Annotated in this window: 17 protein-coding genes; 8 read left to right on the plus strand and 9 right to left on the minus strand. The window is 43.9% G+C overall.

The window, feature by feature from the left end:
• Window positions 1–46: 46 nt before the first annotated feature.
• Window positions 47–1303 carry a rod shape-determining protein RodA gene (gene rodA / locus VB775_RS03325; protein WP_281007186.1) on the minus strand — a complete coding sequence of 419 codons (1257 nt, stop codon included), beginning with the start codon at window positions 1301–1303 and terminating at the stop codon, window positions 47–49.
• Between the two features lie 346 nt (window positions 1304–1649).
• On the opposite strand from rodA, the gene VB775_RS03330 reads away from it, so the two are divergent.
• The 3 genes from VB775_RS03330 to eno all read left to right on the plus strand — a co-directional run bounded on the left by VB775_RS03330 (window position 1650) and on the right by eno (window position 4348).
• On the plus strand, window positions 1650–1907 hold the full coding sequence (locus VB775_RS03330) for a DUF3107 family protein (protein WP_190576626.1): 258 nt from the start codon (window positions 1650–1652) through the stop codon (window positions 1905–1907).
• An 80-nt stretch (window positions 1908–1987) separates the two neighbouring features.
• Window positions 1988–2668, plus strand: a complete 681-nt coding sequence (locus tag VB775_RS03335) for an energy-coupling factor ABC transporter ATP-binding protein (RefSeq protein ID WP_281007185.1) — start codon at window positions 1988–1990, stop codon at window positions 2666–2668.
• Window positions 2669–3064: 396 nt separating this feature from the next.
• Window positions 3065–4348 (plus strand): phosphopyruvate hydratase, encoded by a 1284-nt coding sequence (gene eno / locus VB775_RS03340; protein WP_281007184.1) that lies wholly within the window; start codon window positions 3065–3067, stop codon window positions 4346–4348.
• A gap of 233 nt (window positions 4349–4581) precedes the next feature.
• Here eno and VB775_RS03345 read toward each other — a convergent pair whose 3' ends face one another.
• The 7 genes from VB775_RS03345 to VB775_RS03375 all read right to left on the minus strand — a co-directional run bounded on the left by VB775_RS03345 (window position 4582) and on the right by VB775_RS03375 (window position 15412).
• Window positions 4582–5658 carry a hypothetical protein gene (locus VB775_RS03345; protein WP_281007183.1) on the minus strand — a complete coding sequence of 359 codons (1077 nt, stop codon included), beginning with the start codon at window positions 5656–5658 and terminating at the stop codon, window positions 4582–4584.
• A gap of 288 nt (window positions 5659–5946) precedes the next feature.
• A complete protein-coding gene (locus tag VB775_RS03350) occupies window positions 5947–8103 on the minus strand; it encodes a molybdopterin oxidoreductase family protein (protein ID WP_281007182.1) in 2157 nt (718 codons plus the stop codon).
• A gap of 14 nt (window positions 8104–8117) precedes the next feature.
• Window positions 8118–10136 (minus strand): nitrate ABC transporter ATP-binding protein, encoded by a 2019-nt coding sequence (locus tag VB775_RS03355; protein WP_281007181.1) that lies wholly within the window; start codon window positions 10134–10136, stop codon window positions 8118–8120.
• A 99-nt stretch (window positions 10137–10235) separates the two neighbouring features.
• Complete coding sequence (locus VB775_RS03360; RefSeq protein ID WP_281007180.1) at window positions 10236–11072, minus strand: ABC transporter ATP-binding protein; 837 nt, start codon at window positions 11070–11072, stop codon at window positions 10236–10238.
• Between the two features lie 207 nt (window positions 11073–11279).
• The gene (gene ntrB / locus VB775_RS03365) at window positions 11280–12209 is read right to left on the minus strand and encodes a nitrate ABC transporter permease (protein WP_281007179.1); all 930 of its coding nucleotides are present in this window, start codon (window positions 12207–12209) and stop codon (window positions 11280–11282) included.
• A 221-nt stretch (window positions 12210–12430) separates the two neighbouring features.
• A complete protein-coding gene (locus tag VB775_RS03370; protein WP_281007178.1) occupies window positions 12431–13768 on the minus strand; it encodes a CmpA/NrtA family ABC transporter substrate-binding protein in 1338 nt (445 codons plus the stop codon).
• An 81-nt stretch (window positions 13769–13849) separates the two neighbouring features.
• Entirely contained in the window at window positions 13850–15412 is a 1563-nt protein-coding gene (locus tag VB775_RS03375; RefSeq protein ID WP_281007177.1) for a ferredoxin--nitrite reductase, read from the minus strand.
• A gap of 271 nt (window positions 15413–15683) precedes the next feature.
• Here VB775_RS03375 and VB775_RS03380 point away from each other — a divergent pair, with 271 nt between their 5' ends.
• Both VB775_RS03380 and VB775_RS03385 read left to right on the plus strand, forming a co-directional pair.
• Window positions 15684–16412 (plus strand): pseudouridine synthase, encoded by a 729-nt coding sequence (locus VB775_RS03380; protein WP_281009445.1) that lies wholly within the window; start codon window positions 15684–15686, stop codon window positions 16410–16412.
• A 716-nt stretch (window positions 16413–17128) separates the two neighbouring features.
• The gene (locus tag VB775_RS03385; RefSeq protein WP_281007176.1) at window positions 17129–18241 is read left to right on the plus strand and encodes a helix-turn-helix domain-containing protein; all 1113 of its coding nucleotides are present in this window, start codon (window positions 17129–17131) and stop codon (window positions 18239–18241) included.
• A 182-nt stretch (window positions 18242–18423) separates the two neighbouring features.
• On the opposite strand, the gene VB775_RS03390 is transcribed toward VB775_RS03385, so the two are convergent.
• Window positions 18424–18921 carry a bifunctional nuclease family protein gene (locus tag VB775_RS03390; RefSeq protein ID WP_094533289.1) on the minus strand — a complete coding sequence of 166 codons (498 nt, stop codon included), beginning with the start codon at window positions 18919–18921 and terminating at the stop codon, window positions 18424–18426.
• Window positions 18922–19274: 353 nt separating this feature from the next.
• Here VB775_RS03390 and VB775_RS03395 point away from each other — a divergent pair, with 353 nt between their 5' ends.
• From VB775_RS03395 to VB775_RS03405, 3 genes are all read left to right on the plus strand, one after another.
• Window positions 19275–20234, plus strand: coding sequence for an NAD(P)H-dependent glycerol-3-phosphate dehydrogenase (locus tag VB775_RS03395; RefSeq protein ID WP_323216635.1), 960 nt, complete (start codon window positions 19275–19277; stop codon window positions 20232–20234).
• Between the two features lie 17 nt (window positions 20235–20251).
• On the plus strand, window positions 20252–21067 hold the full coding sequence (locus tag VB775_RS03400; protein WP_281007174.1) for a sulfurtransferase: 816 nt from the start codon (window positions 20252–20254) through the stop codon (window positions 21065–21067).
• A 62-nt stretch (window positions 21068–21129) separates the two neighbouring features.
• The gene (locus VB775_RS03405; protein ID WP_281007173.1) at window positions 21130–22014 is read left to right on the plus strand and encodes an Rpn family recombination-promoting nuclease/putative transposase; all 885 of its coding nucleotides are present in this window, start codon (window positions 21130–21132) and stop codon (window positions 22012–22014) included.
• Window positions 22015–22162: the final 148 nt, after the last annotated feature.

Here is a 22162-nt window from a genome sequence, read left to right on the forward strand (position 1 = left end):
AGCGTAAAAGCTAAAAAAAGAAGAAGGCGCTTTGCGCCTTCTTCTTTTAGAATTTGATTGTGCGTCGATGGGCTGCTACAGACTCAACTAAACCGATCGCCATAAAATTAGCAAGTAGTGCTGAGCGCCCGTAGCTGAGCCAAGGCAAAGGAATTCCTGTTACTGGTGCAACATTGATATTCATACCAATATTGACAAAGGTTTGAAATAGGATGAAAGAAAATACACCGATCGCCAAGAGTGAACCAAAGTTATCCCGTGCATTTACCGCAACCACCAACAAGCGCCAACAAACTCCCAAAAACAACAACAAAACGCAAAGGCAACCAGCAAAGCCAAACTCCTCTCCGATCGCTGAAAAAATGAAGTCAGTATGTTGTTCAGGAATAAAATTTAATTGCGTTTGTGTACCTTTGAGCCAACCCTGACCAAAGAGTTGACCAGCACCGATCGCAATTTTGGACTGGATGACGTGATAGCCAGCGCCGAGAGGATCTTGATTAGGATCGATAAATAGCAATAGGCGCTTTTTTTGATAATCATGGAGAATATTCCACAATAAAATTCCTGCTTGTCCAGACACCAAATTTACTACCACCGCAATCACCGTACTGACAATCCGAAACCAAGGCAATGACACCCAAGCCGCCACACCCATCAGGATTACCCAAACAATCCAAGCAGGTAAATAAAGTGAAAATAGGACTGCCGACACAATTGGCGAAAATATGAGTACCAACCACCCTAAACTAGCACCCGCCCAATAGAGCATTCCAATCGTAATCGCGGCGAATACCAAAGACGTACCAAGGTTCGGTTGTAAAAAGATCAATACCCAAGGAGGTACTGTTACCCAAGCCACTTTAAAAGCATCGATTGGATTTTGGATCGGGCGATCATGCATCACCGCAGCCAAGGAAATGATAGTACCGACCTTGGCAAATTCTGAAGGCTGAATATTAAACCCGCCGATCGAAATCCAACGTTCTGCACCAAGCGCCGTTGTCCCAATAATCATCACCAATATCAAAGAGATATTAGTAATTGCATAGGTGATCCAGTGCAACCTCAATAACTGATCGTAGTGAAAACGGGCGATCGCAAACATAGCTCCCAGCCCTACTACTCCTGTGACCCAATGTTGCCACCATTCAGTGCGCTGAGCGCGAAAGTCTGAACTGTAGATGGCAACGCCACCAAGAATCATCAATAGGATCGGGAAAACCAGTAGTAAAGGGTCGGCATCACGCCACTCCCGTTTAATATTTTCCCAGTTGGGCAGTTCTAAACCTTTTACGATCATAAACGCAGCTAATTTTGCTTCAGTTCTTATTATGTATCTTATTCCAAGATTTTCATCTCTTGATGTAAAGCCCCCCCAAGGTTTTTATAGCTGTCGCCATTCTTGTTAGGACATAAAACCCATAAAGTTGCGCCCCTGCGAGGCGCAACTTTATGGGTTTTGGTAATTTATTTTGCACAAGTACTTATTACGGGATGCTCTACTGCACAAACCTCACCTTGATTGTCTATGCAATGGCATACTGAAGGTAATAAACAGGTATGCAAATCACTAATGCATCTGCGCTAAACCTTGTAACGACTCTATCTACCTTTCATTTCTAGGCAGGACAACCGAATCAATGCTGATGTATACAGTTGAAATCACCCTCAAAAATAATCCGATCGCTTTGTCTGTACAGCGCAAGGAGCAAGAAAATGCTGAGGCGCTTTATCGTGAAATCGCTAATGCGATCGCTGACGGTAACACCAAAATCTTGGAATTAACCTGCGAAAAACAGGAAGGCAAGAAAGTCTCGGTACTTGCCAGCGAAATCTCGGCTGTGCAGGTTTCTGAGAAGTCAGGGGCTTCTGCGAATATGGGCGCAGGCTTTATCCGTGGCTAATCCTTAGAGTTGCGCCCCGCAGGGGCGCAACTCTAAGGGTTTGAGTGATTTTTTGTACAAGTTCATACCTGCAATTAACAATGCCCACCGATCAATCTGTAACCACCGCCATCAGTGTTCGCGATCTTAGCTTTGCATGGGCTTCAGGCGAAACCGTCCTCGATCGCTGCACCTTATCTGTGCCAAAAGGGGAATTTTGGATGCTGTTGGGTACTAACGGCAGTGGCAAATCGACTTTGCTTAGGCTCCTTGCAAGTTTGCTCAAACCCAGTTCTGGCGATATTGAGATCGTCTCCCGCATTGGCTTTGTATTTCAAAATCCCGATCATCAATTAGTGATGCCAACGGTCGGTGCAGATATTGCCTTTGGCTTAGCATCCGAAAATCTCTCCTACATAGAAACTTTGCATCGAGTCAAAGAATCCTTGAGCGCGGTGAATCTGGAGCAAATGCTCCGCCGCCCCATCTATGCTCTCAGTGGTGGTCAAAAACAACGGGTGGCGATCGCAGGAGCGATCGCGCGTCATGCGGAAGTTTTATTACTAGACGAACCCACTGCCTTATTAGATGGCGAAAACCAAACCGATCTGGTTGCCTCGGTGCGCGAATTGGTCAAACAAAAAAATCTGACTGCTCTATGGGTTACGCATCGGTTAAATGAGTTGGATTATGCTGATGGTGCATTTTTATTAGAGCATGGCAAAGTTATTGATCAAGGCGATCCCATGCGTTTAAAACAAGTATTGATAGAACGCAGTTAGAGTTTTTTGATGGCACGGCAAAGCCGTGTCACCAAAAAATTGATTCTTACTTATGCTACGTAGAACAAAGATAGGCATGTCATCTTAAAAAGAGGATTTGGAGACCAAATCCCTACATATTTGTAAAGGTACGGGCTTGGAAACCAAGCCCCTACATATTTGTAAAGGTACGGGCTTGGTTTCCAAGCCCAAATCTCAGCGTTTCACTCTCCAAGCCAAAAGAGAATGGCGGCGCTTCGCGCCGCCATTCTCTTTTGGCTTGGAGCTATAAAGCACACCAAAAAGTGAATTTTGTCAATTTTTTTGATGAACACCTAACATTTGAGAAATGGGACAACGCAAAACTGTAAGATTGTTGCGACTAGCTTTACTTAATCATCAAAGGAATTGCTTAAAGTGACTAAAGGCACAGAAATCATTGCGATCGCAGCACGAGAAATCCTCGATTCGCGTGGCAAACCAACCGTTGAAGCGGAAGTTAAATTAGCAAATGGAGCAGTTGGTCTTGCCCAAGTACCCAGTGGCGCATCTACAGGTAGTTTTGAAGCCCATGAGTTGCGAGATGGAGACAAAAAACGCTACGGCGGTAAAGGGGTTTTGATCGCAGTTCGCAATATTACTGAAAAGCTGCTACCCGAATTGAAGGGAGTAGATGCACTCAATCAAGAACTCGTTGATCGGATCATGATCAAGCGAGACGGTACGCCCAACAAATCTGAAATTGGCGCAAATGCCATCTTGGCAGTTTCTCTTGCAACTGCCAAAGCAGCTTCCGCCGCGATCGGGCAACCCCTATATCGCTATCTAGGCACACCCCTGTCGAATGTTCTTCCAGTCCCGATGATGAACGTTATCAACGGTGGCGCTCATGCGGATAACAACGTTGATATCCAAGAATTCATGATCGTGCCTGTAGGCGCACCAACTTTTAAAGAAGCATTGCGCTACGGTGCAGAAGTATTCGCAGCGCTTAGCTCGATCCTCCATGAAAAAGGCTTGTCAACTGCTGTGGGTGATGAAGGTGGATTTGCTCCTAACCTTGAATCTAACCAAGCGGCTCTAGAGTTGCTAATCGACGCAATCACCAAAGCAGGTTACAAACCAGGTGAGCAAGTTGCTTTGGCGCTAGACGTAGCCTCTAATGAGCTATTCAAAGATGGTAACTATGTGATCGATGGCAAGTCTCTCACTCCTCAAGAGTTTGTCAACTATTACGAAGGTCTAATCTCCAAATATCCGATCGTCTCAATCGAAGATGGACTAGAGGAAGATCAATGGGCTAGCTGGCAAGCCATGACCAAACAACTCTCCAATACTCAACTAGTGGGCGATGATTTATTTGTAACCAATAAGACCCGCCTAGAGCGCGGTATTCGTGAGGGTTGCGCTAGTGCAATTTTGATTAAGCTCAATCAAATTGGTAGTTTAACCGAAACATTAGAAGCGATCGCCACTGCCGACAAGAATGGTTATCGCTCAGTGATCAGCCATCGATCGGGCGAGACAGAAGATACGACCATCGCCGATCTAGCCGTTGCTACTCGCGCAGGACAAATCAAAACAGGTTCTCTATGCCGTAGTGAGCGCGTCGCTAAGTACAACCGTTTGCTCAGGATTGAAGCCGAACTTGGCAGTCAAGCTGTTTACGCTGGTGCTGTTGGTTTAGGACCTTCTCGCTAAGTAACTGAACTTGAGTTCGATATCGCCATTTGCGGCGTGCTTTGCACGCCGCAAATGGCGAAAAATGGTAAGAATCGCTTAGCGATTCTTACCATTTTTCGCTTTCGTAGAACTGAAATTAAATTAAGAAGCAAACCCAGCAAGGGTTGTAAAAACACAAAATGGCGTAGCCATTTTGTGTTTTTACAACCCTTAAATTATCGTCATATTTCATTGCATTGGTATAACGAAACCTAGATTGCCTGAAAATTAGCAGAATCAGCTAAAAAATTACGTAAGCGCCGAGAAATTAGTTCGCGACTTCCCATTCTTCGCCCAAGCTCTTTTTCTAAGGCTCCCACTGGGGTAAGATTTTGCGGCGCACGGGGGTCGCGGGTTGGATGCGAAGCATATTGAGGAATTAAATAGGTACTTTGATCAGCGATCGCCTTGGCCCGTTCAAGGGGAATTGCGCCATCCAAATCGATGCGAATAATCCCATGTAAATCGTGATAGCCAAGCTTTTTATAGTTCAAATCAATACTGCCCGATCGCAAATACCAACTAAGATTCGAGCCATTACTATTAGAAATCCGAAAAATTGGGGTGCGCTCTCCTACCTTTAGCGATCGCATAACTTGAGCATTATCTCCTTTGAGATAAGCTTTACCCATCGTTTTCACATAGCCAATCGTATCGTGAGGAGTTTGATAAACTCGATAGAGTAAGGGACCATCACGGACGATCAGCGTATTCTCTTTAATTAGTTCTTTGTTTAATGAGAGTGCATTAGCAATTCGTAATTCTTCATCAAGCATTTCTCCTTGAACTAGTTGAGAAGGAGTATCTGGCTGATTATTACAACTGGTCAGACAGCGATCGTATTTCAAATCACCGCGCCCACTAATTGGACAAGGAATAGATGTAACAGGAGGAGTCAAATTCCCTCCCAGAGCAATAATTCTTGTTACTTCTGTTGCCACACATTTAGCTCTACTGATCGTGCGATCAACTAGTACTGCTCCCACCGAAATTGTTGCAAAAGCACCATACAAAATCTCATCATCACGCCGCCCCAGAAAGCTTGCATCAAGGCGCAAACGCCCATCAATAAACAAAATTTGATTGGGAATCTCAGGGGTGATCGCCGCACGGATCGATTGCCATTCACCATTACTGAATTCAACTTCAGTATTTACCTTGTCACTAGTGGGAATTTCTTCGGGATTGATGCTGACTGGTGCATCATAGCCCATACTCCAAGGCTCTAGACGAATGTTATATTCGCTCCAAAAGTTTTCTGCTAGTGGTTTTACAAGGTTAGTAACCATAGAAATAAGCTATAAATTAAGCTATTCAAATATGGATGAATTATACAGGACAATACCTTCGCCAAATCAAAGAGTATCTACAAACCAGCAATTCTCATTATGAAACCGATTTTAATGTTAGTTCGATATAGCCATTTGCGGCGTGCGAAGCTCGCCACAAATGGTTATATCGAACTAACGTGATTTTACAGCGCTTTGCACTCAACCCCAAACCAAGAAAAGTTTTGAAAGCTTTGCAAAGCAAAACTTTTCCTGTGACTCGTTTAAGCGCAAAGCGCTGTAATACTACTAATTAACTAGGACGATCGCGACCGCACAAGCCTTTAACTCTGGTTGTTTTGAGTCAGGATCAGCTTCAGGATGAGTGAGCGCATTTGCCTCTGCATTATCTGCCCAGAGCATTCCCCAATGCATTGGTACAAATAGAACACCACGGGCGATCGCCTCAGTTACCATTGCAGGAAATTTGGAAGAACCGCGCCGCGATCGCACTTCTACTAGATCGCCATTATTAATACCAAACTTATTTGCATCCTTAGGGTGAATTTCGACAAAAGGATTGGGATGCATCTGACGGATTTTGTCAATGCGACCTGTACGGGTTTGTGTATGCCAATGCCCGTATAGCCTACCAGTGGTGAGAATAAATGGATAATGCTCATCAGGAATTTCAAATACACCTTGGGAATGATAAGCACCAAATCTTGCCTTGCGATCGCTGGTATGGAATTGAAGATCGGTATAGAGACGCTTATTGTGAATTTGGTCTTGTTCAGGATTTTGATCGGAAGCTTGCCATTGCATTACGCCTAGGTTCACCAGCTTTGCATGGCTAATACCTGTCATATCACAGGGGCGATCGCGAGTGATTTGCACAAACTCCGCATGAACTTCGGCAGAAGTTTGAAATTGGAACTTGTCATTAAAACCAAGGCGGCGACCGACTTCAGCAAAAATTGCCCAGTCATCACGAGCCTCACCGAGGGGAGTTTGAAAGGCTTGACAGAGAGTGACACAGCGCTCGGAATTGGTCATTGTGCCAGTCTTTTCACTCCATTGCGTTGCGGGGAGTAGCAGATGGGCATATGCTGAGGTTTCGATTGGATAATATGCGTCTTGATAAACGGTAAAAGGCGATCGCCTTAGAGCCGCTTTGGTGCGTTCCAGATCGGGAAAACTAACTGCGGGATTTGTCGCCGCAATCCAGAGAAAATCTACTTCATCGTTCTCTAATCCGCGAACCATATCCCATGCCGTGCGCCCGACTTGGGCAGAAATTTGTCCAGAAGGTAAACCCCAAAATGTTTCCAATTCAGCACGGTGTTGGGGATTAGTCACAAATCGATAGCCTGGCAGTAAATGAGCTAAGCCACCTGCTTCACGACCTCCCATCGCATTGGGTTGACCAGTCAATGAGAAGGGACCAGCACCAGCTTTGCCAATTTGAGCAGTTAGCAAATGGAGGTTAATGATGCACTGAACTTTGGCTGTGCCTTGAGTGGATTGATTGACTCCCATTGACCAAATGGAGAGAACTCGTGGTGACTCAGCCCAATATTTAGCGGCTAGTTCCAAATCGTCAACATTGATGCCACAGCGACGCGCCACGAATTCGGGTGTGTAGAGTTGCGTGATTTCCGCAAATTCGGCAAATCCATTGGTGTGTTGATCGATAAATTGGCGATCGCATTTTCCCCACTGCAATAACAAATGGGCGATACCATTTAGTAAATCAATATCCGTCCCCGGTTGAATCGCTAAATGGAGATCTGCAACTTCAGCGGTTTGGGTACGACGCGGATCGACGACTACCAGTTTTACATGGGGATTCTTTTTATGATGCCGACGGAAGCGATTGAAAATAATGGGATGGCATTCGGCGGTATTTGTGCCGATCGCAAATAAACAATCGGTTACATCTAAATCTTCATAGCAACAGGGAGGTCCATCGGAGCCAAAACTTTTGACATAGCCCGAAACTGCCGACGACATACAAAGTCGCGAATTAGCATCAAAATTATTAGTTCCCAAACAGCCTTTAAATAATTTCTGAGCAATGTAATAATCCTCAGTTTGAAATTGTCCCGAACCATACATACAGAGAGCATCAGCACCTTTGGTAGCGATTACCTGCTGCATCCGCTTGACGATCGCATCGAGAGCTTCATCCCAACTGACTTGGCGAAATTCATCATCGAGGCGATCGCGCATCATGGGATGCAATAGCCGATCCTTTTGAATTGATTCGGCAATTGTCGCGCCCTTGACGCAGACCATGCCCTGACTTGAAGGATGGCTGCGATCGCCTCTGACTTTGAAGCGATCGGGAAATTTAGCTGTAGGTTGATTAGTGGTTTCCACAATTTCCAAACCGCAACCAACACCACAATAAGGACAGAGGGTTTTAACGATTTGGGGTGTGGTTGAGGCAGGCATAGGAGACATAGACAGTTATTGAGCTATTGGCGAACAGCTACTTTTTTGGAGGCAAAACCTTTAATGGGGTCAAAATAGCTAGTTTCCGTGAATTGTGAGTAGGGCATGGATTGCAAAGCGGCGATCGGATCGGCTGGATCAAAGACTGAACCATCGGCTAAAACAATTGGCGATTTATCTTCTTCGATAATGGGAATCTCTAGCTCCTTCGCAGCTTGCTGATAGACACTCGTAGCCAACAGGTTATAAATAACTTCTGCGTGGTTCTCTGGGAAGGTGACTAATCCCCAACGCGCCATTTGCGTCAGCACCCATAACTGCTCCTTCCGTGATGGCATATTACCGACACCAAATTGACAGAAATCTTGCTCATACTTTGCTTCCATCGTATTGATGCGATAGGGACCTGCAAATCCTGGACGAATATATACAGGATCAAGGTTGAGGTATTTGGGGCTAGCCAAAGTTAGTACCACTTCATCACGATTTTCCAAAGGTTCACAGAACTGTGATGCTTCTAATAGAGCCTTGACTAGCTCCAAATGCGTATGAGGATATTGTTCAGCCCAATCTTTACGAACTCCCAATACTTTCTCTGGATGTCCACGCCAAATATCGAGATCCGTCGCCACCACAAAGCCGACATTACTATTGACCGCACGCACGTTCCAAGGTTCGCCCACACAGTAACCGATGATATTATTTGCCATCAAGTTAGAAACCATCTGTGGCGGTGGAATCACGATGACATCTACATCCTGATCGGGTTGAATGCCCCCACTAGACAGCCAATGCCGCAACAACAGGTTATGCATTGAAGCATGGTGTACCATGCCTATGGCAGGGTTGTACGCATCTGAAAATCGATCAATATAGGCTTTTAGGGAAGCGAGATCGTGCACATCCTCATCATGGAGTCTATTGCTAAGGGTGATTGCATTGCCATTACGACTCAAGGTTAAAGAAGTAACTACAGGCACAGGAATCTTATTACCCATACCTAGGCTAATCGCCAGTGGCATTCCTGTAACCATTTGAGCCGCATCCAGACGACCTTCGCGAATTCCTTCTGCTAGATCGTTCCAGCTATTTTCTTTTGACAATGTAACGTCTAGACCATATTTAGCAAATAATCCTTTCTCTTGAGCAATTACAAAGGGAGCGCAATCGGTGAGAGGAATATAGCCAATCGTAAGATTAGTTTTCTCGATACTACCAAGACTAATCGCCGCTTTATTCTTCATCTTCGCCTTTTCTAGCTTGATTTGCTTCTGGCGATCGAGGAAATTAACAACTTCACCCCTAAGTCGATAGTAATTAGGATGATTAACCGCTTCCATTCGTTTGCGAGGATGGGGCAAATCAACAGTGAGAACCTGTCCGATTTTTGCTTCTGGACCATTGGTCATCATCACAATGCGATCGCTTAGCAGCAGAGCCTCATCCACATCATGGGTAATCATTACCGCCGAGATTTTGCTTTCATCACAAATATGCATTAACTTTTCTTGTAAGCGACCTCTAGTCAAGGCATCCAAAGCCCCAAAAGGCTCATCTAACAAGAGGATTTTCGGTTTAATAGATAAAGCACGGGCAATTCCCACCCGCTGCTTCATTCCACCTGAAATCTCACGAGGATATTTATCCGCAGCATGACTTAAGCCCACTAGATCAATATGTTCTTGGATAATGCGATCGCGTTCTTGCTTGGGTTGATCTCTTAACACCCGATTGACCGCTAGCCCAATATTTTGACGCACCGTTAGCCAAGGCAACAGCGAATGGTTTTGGAACACCAACATGCGATCGGGACCCGGTTCACGGACTTCCCTACCTTCCAAAACAATACCGCCAGCACTAGCCCTATCTAAGCCAGACAAAATATTCAAAACCGTGGATTTACCACAACCAGAATGTCCAATAATCGAGACAAATTCACCTTCCTTCATCTCAAAATAAACATCTTTCACCGCCACATAGGGCTGTCCATTATTAGTTTTGAAAGTACGAGTTACATGGTCAATTTCTAGAAATTTAGACATGGTGGTTTGGTAATTGGTAATTGGGGATTGGTAATTGGTAATTGGGGATTGGGGATTGATTATAATTTTTTCCTTTTTCCCTTTTCCTTTTTCCTTGATCTACTCTGCTTCATCAGCTAGGGCAAAACGGTTATACAAAAATTCAAGAATGTAGTTACGGAGTGTGTAATAGCGTGGATCGTCGGCGATCGCTTTGCGATCGCGGGGACGGGCAAAGGGGACATCTATGATTTCGGCGATGTGGGCGGCGGGGCCATTGCTCATCATCACAATGCGATCGGCGAGAAATAATGCTTCATCGATTTCGTGAGTGATCATTAGGGCTGTCACGCGATGTTCGCGCCAGATTGCCAGTAATTCTTCTTGAAGTTCTTCACGAGTCATCACATCTAAGGCTCCGAAGGGTTCATCAAGGATCAATACTTCAGGACGAATTGACAAAGCACGGGCGATCGAGACTCTCTGACGCATTCCCCCAGAGAGTTGCTTCGGTTTTTTGTGCATTGCTTCTGCCAAGCCCACCATCTCTAGACTGTTTTTGGCAATCTTGATTTTCTCTTCCTTGGACTTATCTGTATAAACCTGCTTAACCGCAAGATAGACATTCTCAAACGCGGTCATCCAAGGTAGTAGGGAATAGTTTTGGAATACCACCATGCGATCGGGACCTGGGCGCAGGATCGGCTTTGATCGCAAACAAATTTCGCCAGCAGTGGGTCGATTAAACCCTGCGACCATATTTAGGAGAGTAGATTTGCCACAGCCAGAGTGACCGATCACACAAATAAACTCACCTTCATAGACTGTGAGATTGACATCCTCTAATACCGTATAGGGACCACGAGGAGTTGGATAGACTTTGGAAACACCATCAATAACTAGAAATGGATCTTGATGGTGTTTCTGATCGTTGTCGGTAATATCTAGTGTCTGCATAGGAAATTTGATGAGTTTAGAGGGGGGGGGGTAGCTTTTGGCTTTTGGCTTTTAGCTTTTAGCTTTTAGCTTTTAGCTTTTAGCTTTTGGCTTTTAGCTTTTAGCTTTTAGCTTTTGGCTATTTAGTAGGTAAATAAAGGCTAGTTTTTTGGAACAGCTAGGTTAAAAATTCTTGAAAGCTAATAGCTAATAGCTAATAGCTATTAGCTAAGAATCCGACTGAACCGTAAACTTGCTAATGTAATAGATCAATTTGTCTAATAGGAAGCCAACTACACCAATGTAAAATAGGGCAAGAATCAATTCACTGCTTTTTTGGCTGTTGTAGCTGTCCCAAATAAAGAAGCCAATACCTACACCACCTGTCAACATTTCCGCAGCCACGATCGCTAGCCATGATAGACCAACCGCAATACGCAACCCTGTGAAAATGTAAGGAGCCGCCGATGGCATCAGAATGGTAATGAAGTAATCAAACTTACTAAGACGAAGTACTCTCGATACGTTGCGATAGTCTTGAGGGACTTGCTGTACACCCACAGCCGTATTCATTAAGATCGGCCAAATCGAAGTTACAAAAATCACGAATAGCGCTGCCGCTTCCGTAACATCTAAACCGACCGATTTGAGAGATTCGTTGACACCTTGGAAGGCGGACATGGCGATCGGTAGCCATGCAAGGGGGGGGATTGTCCGTAAAACTTGGAAAATTGGGTCAAAGGCTCGATATAAAAAAACATTTGTGCCGATCGCAATCCCAAAGGCGATCCCAATTATGGCGGAAGCGGTGTAGCCAATTGCCACACGGCGCAAGCTGGTCATAGTTTTTACGCCTAAGCCTTGCTCAATAGTGACTTTCTCCTTGAGGGCTTGACGTGCAGGGCTATCAATCTTTTCTTTCTCGTTGACATCAAAGTAGTTGCGATCAAAAAATGGATGCCAGATATACGGTTGTGTCTCTTGCCAAACCTTTGTCGGTGGTGGCAAAGGAGGCTTAGCGCCAGAACAGAGAATTTGCCAGATACCTAATAGAAATATTAAGGCGATCGCTGGCGGAATAAGATATTTTGCTTGTTGTTGAAACCATTCACCGATCTTGTTAGGGGTAAATTTAGAACTTAAGCTTCCTGCCGCCATTTTGGGTGTCTCCTAAAACGTTAAAGATGAATATTTGAAATGATGACAAGAGGCGTAAGCCCCTTGTTAATCGACTCGCTGTCTGTGTCTTCAGGATTAGATCCCCACCAGCCCGCTTAAAAAAAGGGAGAATAAATTAAATTTTCTTCTTCCCCCTTGTCAAGGGGGATTGAGGGGGATCTCTTAGAGTCTTTGACCGCCGAAATTAATCCTTAAATGGTTCATGCCATCTTCTTGATCTTGAGTCCTTCCAAATAAGCTTTAGGATTCTCAGGATCAAACTTCACACCATCGAAGAAAGTCTCAATACCGCGAGAAGTACTCTTAGGAATATCGGCTTCCTTGCCGATCGCCTTGGCAGCCTCTTTCCAAAGATCTTCACGATTTACCTTATCGACTAAAGCCTTAGAGTCTAAAGTCGCTTCAAAATACCCCCAACGGATATCTTCTGTAAGGAACCAAAGATCATGGCTCTTAAAAGGATAAGAAGCATTATCTTTCCAGAACTTCATCGACAAATCTGTGCTTTCAAGAGTACGTCCATCACCATAATCAACCTTACCTTGCTGTCTACCCAAAATTTCGATTGCAGGAACTTTTAGCCACTTATCAGCGCCGACGATTTTACACATTTCTTCTTTGTTGGCTGGATCTTCACACCATACTTGAGCTTCGAGAACAGCCTTGAGGAGAGCCATCGCTGCCTTAGGATTCTTATCTACCCAATCTGCACGGAGAGAGAACGCTTTTTCAGGGTGATCTTTCCAAAGTTCACCTGTAATCAGGGCGGTGTAACCAGAGTCCTGAGCAACTAGACGTGCATTCCAAGGCTCACCCACACAGAATGCTTCCATGTTACCAGCCTTCATGTTGGCAACCATTTGTGCTGGTGGAACCACAATTGTAGAAACATCTTTGTCTGGATCAACGCCATTAGCTGCTAGCCAATAACGAATCCACAAGTCATGGGTTCCTCCAGGGAAAGTCATCGCACATTTGAGTTCTTTCCCTGCGGCTTTCTGCTTGGCAAAAGTTTCTTTGAGTACATCACTCTTCAGTGCAATTTTGTCATCTTTGAAATTATTGGCAACTGAGATCCCCTGTCCATTGGTATTCAGCCTAGCCAAAATGTACATTGGCACTTTTTTACCATTGGTAATTTTGCCTTCAGAAATCAGGTAAGGCATGGGCGTTAAGATGTGAGCGCCATCAATGCCACCAGCATCGGAGCCAAGCACGATATTGTCGCGAGTCGTTCCCCAAGAAGCTTGTTTGAGAACTTCGACACCAGTCATGCCGTATTTAGCAAAGTAGCCTTTTTCTTGGGCAATGATTAGCGGCGAAGCATCGGTAAGAGCGATGAATCCTAGCTTCGCTTTAGTAACTTCAGGAGCATCAGCAGCATTGACAGGAGCAGCCGTAGAAGTAGCGGCGGGGCTAGCGTCTGTTGTGGTTGTAGCCGTAGGGGTTTCACCGCTACTACAAGCATTGAGAGCGATCGCACCTACAGTAGAAAGTCCAGCAGTGGTCAAAAATTTACGGCGAGAGAACATTCCCATGGTTTAAATTCCTGTTTGTTTGATTTGTTTTGATGTTTTAAATATTTGATTCTCTCTAGCAGAATGCTAGAAGGAATTGGTTTAGCCAACGGCAACTAATTCGGCAGAGTTAGTGATCATTGCCCCATTCTGTTTGGGAACTGCATCGAAGCGATCGACAAGCAATTTGCCGACCACTTCATACAGATCCTCACAGGGAACCTTTTCCATAACACAAGTGCCAAGGTGAGCATCTTTGCCTACCGTACCGCCCATGTAGATGTCTACACCATCAACCACCTTGCCATCTTTACGGGCTTTGCAACCCGTAAAGCCAATGTCGGCGACCTGTGGCTGGGCGCAGGAATTGGGGCAACCACTCCAGTGAATCCGTACTACTTTCGGTAAGTCGTATGCAGCACTGAGTTGTCTGGTGAGGGCAAGAGAACGATTTTTGGTTTCCACGATCGCTACAGGACAGAACTGATTACCCGTACAGGAAACCAGCCCACGCATCAGGTTATCGGGCGCAACGGGGAACTTCTGAAGTAGTGGTTCTTGCAGAAGTGCAGTGACTTTTTCATCACTAACATGGGTAATCAGAAGATTCTGCTCAACCGTTAGGCGCATATCGCCATTACCGTAAGTTTCGGCAAGACGAGCAAATTCATACATATCAGGTGCATACATGCGTCCGACAGGAATTTGCAGTCCAACATAATTTAATCCTGTTTGTTTTTGCTGGTGAACACCGATATGGTCACGCTTTTCCCATTCAATTTCGTCCTTAGCGGCGGCGGCGGCTAAAGGCTTTCCCATTTGCTTCTCAACTTCAAAGCGGAATTTCTCAATTCCCCACTCATCAATTAAATACATCAAGCGAGATTTTTGGCGATTCTCGCGTAATCCATTGTCTCGAAACACAATCAGCAGAGATTCACAAAGAGCAACTACATCTTCAGGAGCGACCCAAACATCTAAGGGAATAGCAGCAGCAATCCGCTTTGATGAGAAGAAACCACCAACCAAAACATTAAATCCAAAAGTTTCTTGCGATTCGTCTTTAAAGGCAGGCACAAAGGCTAAATCATTGATTTCGGCATGGGTGGAGTTATCACGACAACCCGCGATCGCAATGTTAAATTTGCGTGGTAAGTTCGTAAAGGCAGGATTGCCTTCTCCATTATTAGTAAGTAAATTTTGAACTTGGATAGCTAACTCGCGGGTATCGTAAAGCTCATTGGCATCAATACCCGCCACAGGGGAACCTGTAATATTACGGATGTTATCCATAGCTGACTGCACGCTAGTCAGACCAACAGATCGGAACTTATCGAACATTTCAGGAACATCTTCGATCAAAATACCGCGCATCTGAATGTTCTGGCGGGTAGTGATATCAGCAACGCCATGCTCACCACATTTTTCGATTACCGAAGCCAAAACACGCATCTGATCGCTATTCAGTAAGCCATTGGGGATACGCATTCTGACCATAAAGCGACCAGGAGTACTTTTACGAAAGAATACACCTAGCCATTTCAACCGATGTTGCAAATCGTCATCGTCGATCGCTTCCCAACCAATTTCGGCAAAGCGAGCAATTTCGGCTTTGAGGGCAAGTCCATCTTTCGCTGCTTTAAGTGCTTCAATTTTGTTTGCCATGTAATTTATCCTTGGCTCATACTTGCGAAGTCTAGGTTTAGCGATCGCTAAATGTAGCGAAATCCTAAATTTCCAGTTCTCAAGCTCTATTTCGACTTTGTATAGGATTTACACTACTTAACGTTTCGATCCCGATTCGTATAAGAAACTACATATTTTTAAACTTTATTTAATAATTGCAATAGTTTAATGCGTTAACCGCATAAGTACTTGCATTTTTCTTAAGATGAAAGACGGCACGATGTGCCGCCTTTCATCTTATTATTCGTTTATGAGCGATCGCCTTCAAAAAATTCTGTCTAGACATGGTATTGCTTCGCGAAGAGAAGCAGAACAGATAATTTTGGCAGGACGAGTTGCGGTAAATGGAAGAACTATTACTGAATTAGGAACGAAAGCTGATCCTGAACGCGATCGCATTGAAGTTGACGGCAAGTTACTCCAAACTAAAGCCCCAGAGTTTTTATATCTATTACTAAATAAGCCCATAGGTGTAGTCAGTACCTGCGCTGATCCCCAAGGGAGAAAGATGGTTTTAGACTTTCTGCCACCACAATATCAACAGGTTTATCCAGTGGGAAGGTTGGACTACAACAGTAGTGGGGCTTTGATCTTGACTAATGATGGAGATTTTGCAAACTATCTAATGCATCCTCGCCACCATGTCGCCAAAACCTATGAAGTCTGGGTCAAGGATATCCCCAGCCATCAGCTCATCCAACAATGGCAAACAGGAATTATGCTAGATGGCAAACTCACTCTCCCCGCAACTGTAAAGATTCTGCAAATTGAACGGAATAAATATCCCACCCCACGTACTCAATTACAGATAATTTTGTCAGAAGGTCGTAATCGCCAAATTCGGCGCGTTGCTGAGCAGTTGGGGCATCCTGTTTTAGCTTTACACCGTGTAGCGATCGGCTCGATCAACCTAGCTCCGCTCGAATCAGGAGCTTATCGACTATTGAGCGATCATGAGATCAAGACATTAAGCAGATAGACATACAGTCCTTTACCCTTAAACGAACGTCAGTTCGACGCAAATGGCTATATCGAACTCACGTTAAACAAATAACAAGAAAATTTTTGAGACTTGCAAAGCAACACTTTCAACAATTTTCTTGGTTTGGATTTGAGCGCAATCCGTTATATATATAGCAATTCTAAATAGGTTGTGAGAGTGCGCCCCGAAGGGGCACACTCTCACAACACTCAAAATCTTACAACTCATTTAGGAGCGCTATAGCAATCCTAAATGGGTTGTGAGGTAAGGGTTTGTTTCCCAGCTTTCGGCTGGGAAACAAACCTTATAGTCGCTATAGCAATTAAGTAGCTAGACCTAAAACCTAGTAGTCCGCCACTAGAACTTTGACTAGTTGGGGGTTATCGAAACGAGCAAAGCTCGTTTCGATAACCCCGCAAATTTCCTTTGGCAGTCTACTAGAAAGCTGTCCCGCCCGCTACGCGGGCGGGACAGCTTTCTAGGTTTTAGGTTTTAATTAACGTGAGCTACTTATGGATTGCTTTATTTTTCTGATTGTTGAAAGATTGTTTTTGTATCAGGACAAATAACGACAGGCAATATAGCCCTTGATATATAATTCAGAGGTGCAATAATCTGCTGTGAAAACTTTGCAGAATGTTATATTACTTTAGGTTAGGTAATATAATTACATCAGATTAATTAAATCGCCAACGACGCTCTACATAGAACTTGTGGTTGTCCAAGTTCGACTGAAAGCCAACTTGAAGTCAGTCAGTCCAATCTCTTCCTACATGTCTGTGAGTATTGTGAATATTACAACCTCGAAGCAAGCAGAGAAATTAGCAGAAATCGGAGCGCAATTTAAGCGAATTCGAGAAGATAAGGAGCTATCGATTCCACATCTAACTGCAACTACATTAATTTCTGAGCGCTATTTGCGAGCGATCGAAGATGGTCAAATGGATTCATTACCTGAACCCGTTTATGTGCGTGGATTTATCCGTAAGTATGGTGATGCTTTAGGGGTTGGAGATCTTTCAGAAGATTTTCCTTTAAACCCTGTTTTACCTGAACAAAAATGGGCTGGTAGTGCCGCCGCCGAACTTCGTCCCCTGCATCTGTATGCACTGTATGTTGGTGTGATCGCAGGAGCAGTCAGTTTGTTAGCAACATTCCTCAACTCACCTGACGCTAACAAGATTAATGACAATCAAACTAATTTTGGGGATGCTGCTCAAATAAGTTCTGCGAAACTAAACAAGGCAATTGAACCGACAGAAGTTTTGTTACCCCAAACTGGTGGTTTAGAAGTTTTGCGTCAGACAGCATCGGTTGCAATGGTAACAACTGCATCAAATCCAATGCTTACTGTACCGATAGGAGTCAAAAAACCAGATACTTCCACAGATATTCTCAATAATCCGCAGTCTGCAAATAACTTTGGGAGTACAAACCCAAACCTCAACAATATGCTCTCAGCTTGGGCAAACAGCAGTTTTGTATCAGATAATCTCTCTCCCAATAGCACTACGATCGCCAATGGTAATTTTGAATTTGTGGGGAATAAGCCCGTTAATGTCGGTATTGTCATGCAAGGTGAATCTTGGCTAAGGATTACCGTTGATGGGCAGACCGAGTTTGAGGGTGTACTTAATGAAGGTAAAAAGTTATCTTGGTCAGGCGATCGCCAAATTTCCATCCGCGCTGGTAATGCATCGTCGGTAGCTCTTAGCTATAACAATCAACCAATTAAAGTACTAGGAAAGGAAGGTGAAGTCGCAGAAAGATTATTTGGGACTAATCAAGCCAGTAATACCAGATCTAATGATGTGAGGTTACGTTGACTCGTAGATGTAATGTCTAATAGAAATTCGAGTAATTAATGCAATCCTAAATCATCTATCAGGAGAAAAAATTAAGCCCCTTGTTATGAGCCTTAGCCTCTAACGATTCTTCTAGGATTTGCTATAACTAAAACCAAAAGCCAATAAAAAACCTTGCTTTGCAAGGTTTTTTATTGGCTTTTTTAATTGCTCTCAAGCCCACTTTTTTTAACTAATTCTTCGGGCGTAAGCTTTGCCAAAAATTCACGAAATGCTCTTCTTTCGGCTTCATCTGCATCCTGATCTACAGGAATCGAGGCTTCGAGAATGACCTCCTCCATCACCCAGATTGGACATTTTGCCCGCACTGCGATCGCGATCGCATCACTAGGACGGGCATCTATTTCTTTTTTTATATCTCCCTGAGAAACCGTAATTACAGCATAAAAAGTACTGTTTTTAAGTGCATGAACGACTATTCGCTCAACTGTTATGCCCCACGCATCCAAGAAATTTAGCATGAGATCATGGGTCATTGGGCGCTCTAGAGGTCTGCCATCTAGCGCCCCAATGATTGCTTTAGCTTCAGCTTCACCAATCCAGATTGGCAATGCTCTCCGTTCTAAAGTGTCTCGTAATAGGACGATAGGATTACGGCTCACAGCATCAATAGCAATCCCAGCCACATTCATTTCGATCATTGTTGCTAGCCTTCCTCAAGAAATGAGCGAAAGTACCCCTCATCCATCAAAGCTCTTGATGTGATATTGATAATTAAAGACGATCAATATCTATCTAGCAAGGGTTTTAGTGCTTGAGAGGCTTCTGCACGCTATTATATCACCGTCGTGATCTGGAGTTTGGCTGCTAGTCTTGTTTTTGCTAGTGCTTGACTTTTATGATGGGCGGTTTTGCTGCCCGCCATAAAATGGTTTCTTTATTAAGTTGCCGATCCTTTAATACTCATCTCGACGGATGCAACCCAAATAAGAAAGAATTTAAAACCGTGGCAAAGCCACGGTTTTAAATTCTTTCTTATTTGGGTTGAAGCACTATGGCAATTGCTATCCAATCAACTAACAAAAACATGAAATCAGACGTAAAAAATGTGACGATCATTGGCTCTGGTGCGTGGGGATCGGCACTCGCAACTTTAGTTCAAACCAATCAACATCATGTGCAAATTTGGTCTCGCCAAAGTCAATTATCTTTAGCAGAAATGGTTAGTAATAGTGATGCCATTGTCTCCGCAGTATCGATCAAAGGAGTAAGAACGATCGCCGAAAAATTAAAAACAGCAAAACTTCAGCCCCATGCGGTTTTAGTCAGTGCCACTAAGGGGCTGGAGCCAGTTACTAGACAAACCCCATCACAAATTTGGCGATCGCTAATTCCCGATCATCCGCTTGTAGTGTTATCAGGACCAAATCTTTCTAAAGAAATTATGATGGGACAACCTGCGGCAACGGTGGTGGCAAGTACCGATGCATCTGCCGCCCAATTTATTCAAAATATTTTTGCATCTAGAAATTTCAGGGTCTACACAAATTCCGATCCCATCGGGGTGGAGTTGGGCGGTACGCTCAAAAACGTGATTGCGATCGCCGTTGGTGCTTGTGATGGATTAAACCTCGGTACAAATGCCAAATCTGCATTAATTACGCGATCGCTGATTGAAATTATTCGGGTTGGCGTTTACTTTGGGGCGCAACCTGAAACATTTTGGGGCTTGTCTGGCTTAGGCGATCTCTTAGCAACTTGCAATAGCAATCTCAGTCGTAATTATCAAGTGGGCTATGCGATCACGCAGGGTAAAAGCCTCGAAGAGGCGATCACAAATGTGCAAGGTACGGCTGAAGGTGTAAATACGGCGAATGTGTTAATCGAAATTAGCGATCGAGAAAAAATTAGCGTACCTGTATCACGTTATGTTTATCGGTTACTGCAAGGAGAAATTACCTTACAACAAGCAGTTGAAGGACTAATGGAACGCGATCTCAAACCAGAGAATTAGATACTTATCTTAAAACTATGAATGATCTACATATTGTTTCTGCTAAATGGCTTCACGAAAATCTTCACGATCCCCAAGTGGTTGTAGTGGATTGTCGGTTTTCGTTAATAGATATAGAACTAGGTCGTAAACAATATCAAGAGAAGCACATCGAAGGTGCTTATTATCTTGATCTTAATCTTGACTTGTCTAGTCCTGTTCAAAAACATGGTGGCAGACATCCTCTGCCCGATTTTGACAAACTTGCCAAAAAGCTTTCGCAAATAGGTGTAAATTCAAGCGAAACTATGGTGGTTGTCTATGATGACTCACGATTTGCTTTTGCTTCAAGACTTTGGTGGCTTTTGCGATATATGGGACATGAGCAAGTAGCAGTTTTAGATGGAGGCTTTGCAGGATGGCAATCCCTAAACTATTCCGTTAGCTCAGAGATTCCTCAACAAAGAGTTGGGAAGTTTACCCCCAAATTACAAACTGAATGGGTTGTTGATATCGAAACAGTCAAAGCAAGAAAAGATTTACCAGAAGTAGTTTTAATTGATTCGCGAGAAGGCGATCGCTATCGGGGTGAGCGCGAACCGATCGATCCCATCGCTGGTCATATCGAAGGTGCAGTCAATTATCCTTGGATGGAAGTTACCAATGAGCAAGGTTTTGTAATTGAGAATCAAAGCGATCGCTGGCAGGACGTGAAAAATGCTCAAGAAGCGATCGTCTATTGCGGTTCAGGTGTGACAGCTTGCGTGAATCTTCTATCACTGAAGCTTGCGGGAATTGAGACAGGCAGACTCTATGCAGGAAGTTGGAGCGATTGGTGTTCGTATTTAGTCTAATTGAGAATAGGGGCGATCGCTAGCTTCTCAAACTTGCTTTATTGCAATGCTAATATTTGGTGATGTTTGATAATATTTGTAAATTTCTTGCTGAAACTTATTCTGCCGACATTGCCTCATGGCTTTTCGGTGAGCCAATCCCACTTGCCCAAGTCCAACCACAAGAGTTAGCGGTTGAGCCAATTCGTGCCGATAGTTTGATCTTGCTAGAAGCGGAAGGATTACTACTACATTTAGAATTTCAAACCAAAGCCGATCCACAAATTCCGTTTAGAATGTTGGACTATTGGGTGCGTGGCAAAAGGCGCTTTCCTGATAAAAAGATGCGTCAAGTTGTAATTTACCTGAAGGAAACAAGTTCAGATGTGGTTTTTCAAGACAAGTTTGAGGAAAGCACAACTCACCACGCATTTGAAGTGATCAGGCTATGGGAACAACCCCTTGCTAATTTTTTAGAATTTACGGGTATGTTACCCTTTGCTATACTTGTAAATGCGGGTAATAAAGAGCGCTTATTACAAGATATTGCTCAAAAAATTGATGAAATCCCTGAGCAAAAAACACGTCAAACTATTGGAGCCGCAACTTTTGTTTTGGCTGGTCTGGTTTTAGAAGAAAATATCATTAAGCAAATTTTGAGGAGAGATATCATGCGCGAGTCAGTGACATATCAAGCAATTCTTCGTGAAGGTCGCCAAGAAGGTCGCCAAGAAGGTCGCCAAGAAGGTCGTCAAGAAGGTCGCCAAGAGGGTCGCAAGGAAGGTCGCAAGGAAGGTTTAGTTGCGATTGTTTTAAGATTGCTAACCCACAAGTTTGGAACTTTGCCGCCAAAGCTGCATACTAGAATTACGCGATTACATATCCCTCGCTTAGAGAGTCTTGCTGAAGCGATTTTGGATTTTCAGAGTCTTGCGGATTTGGAGCTTTGGTTTAGCAAGAAGAAATAGTTTCACATGCTGAGTTCATCGGGTGTTTCAATAGTAATTTGTATGGGTTAACCTCCTATGTCGGTCATCAAAAGAAACCTGTAAATGCATAGATCCCCGACTTTTTCTCAGCAAGCAAGGACAATTTACAAATTCACAAAAAAAGTCG

Origin of the sequence: Pseudanabaena sp. CCNP1317 (assembly GCF_034931345.1) — a bacterium.
Lineage (GTDB): Bacteria > Cyanobacteriota > Cyanobacteriia > Pseudanabaenales > Pseudanabaenaceae > Pseudanabaena > Pseudanabaena galeata.

Excerpts from the sequence above, each read along its gene's own strand:
- rodA (WP_281007186.1), bottom strand. The coding sequence starts at position 1,303 with ATGATCGTAAAAGGTTTAGAACTGCCCAACTGGGAAAATATTAAACGG.
- VB775_RS03390 (WP_094533289.1), bottom strand. The coding sequence starts at position 18,921 with ATGATCGAAATGAATGTGGCTGGGATTGCTATTGATGCTGTGAGCCGT.
- VB775_RS03380 (WP_281009445.1), top strand. The coding sequence starts at position 15,684 with ATGAGCGATCGCCTTCAAAAAATTCTGTCTAGACATGGTATTGCTTCG.
- VB775_RS03400 (WP_281007174.1), top strand. The coding sequence starts at position 20,252 with ATGAATGATCTACATATTGTTTCTGCTAAATGGCTTCACGAAAATCTT.
- VB775_RS03345 (WP_281007183.1), bottom strand. The coding sequence starts at position 5,658 with ATGGTTACTAACCTTGTAAAACCACTAGCAGAAAACTTTTGGAGCGAA.
- VB775_RS03405 (WP_281007173.1), top strand. The coding sequence starts at position 21,130 with ATGTTTGATAATATTTGTAAATTTCTTGCTGAAACTTATTCTGCCGAC.
- VB775_RS03355 (WP_281007181.1), bottom strand. The coding sequence starts at position 10,136 with ATGTCTAAATTTCTAGAAATTGACCATGTAACTCGTACTTTCAAAACT.
- VB775_RS03335 (WP_281007185.1), top strand. The coding sequence starts at position 1,988 with ATGCCCACCGATCAATCTGTAACCACCGCCATCAGTGTTCGCGATCTT.
- VB775_RS03350 (WP_281007182.1), bottom strand. The coding sequence starts at position 8,103 with ATGTCTCCTATGCCTGCCTCAACCACACCCCAAATCGTTAAAACCCTC.
- VB775_RS03375 (WP_281007177.1), bottom strand. The coding sequence starts at position 15,412 with ATGGCAAACAAAATTGAAGCACTTAAAGCAGCGAAAGATGGACTTGCC.
- VB775_RS03395 (WP_323216635.1), top strand. The coding sequence starts at position 19,275 with ATGGCAATTGCTATCCAATCAACTAACAAAAACATGAAATCAGACGTA.
- VB775_RS03330 (WP_190576626.1), top strand. The coding sequence starts at position 1,650 with ATGTATACAGTTGAAATCACCCTCAAAAATAATCCGATCGCTTTGTCT.
- ntrB (WP_281007179.1), bottom strand. The coding sequence starts at position 12,209 with ATGGCGGCAGGAAGCTTAAGTTCTAAATTTACCCCTAACAAGATCGGT.
- VB775_RS03360 (WP_281007180.1), bottom strand. The coding sequence starts at position 11,072 with ATGCAGACACTAGATATTACCGACAACGATCAGAAACACCATCAAGAT.
- VB775_RS03370 (WP_281007178.1), bottom strand. The coding sequence starts at position 13,768 with ATGGGAATGTTCTCTCGCCGTAAATTTTTGACCACTGCTGGACTTTCT.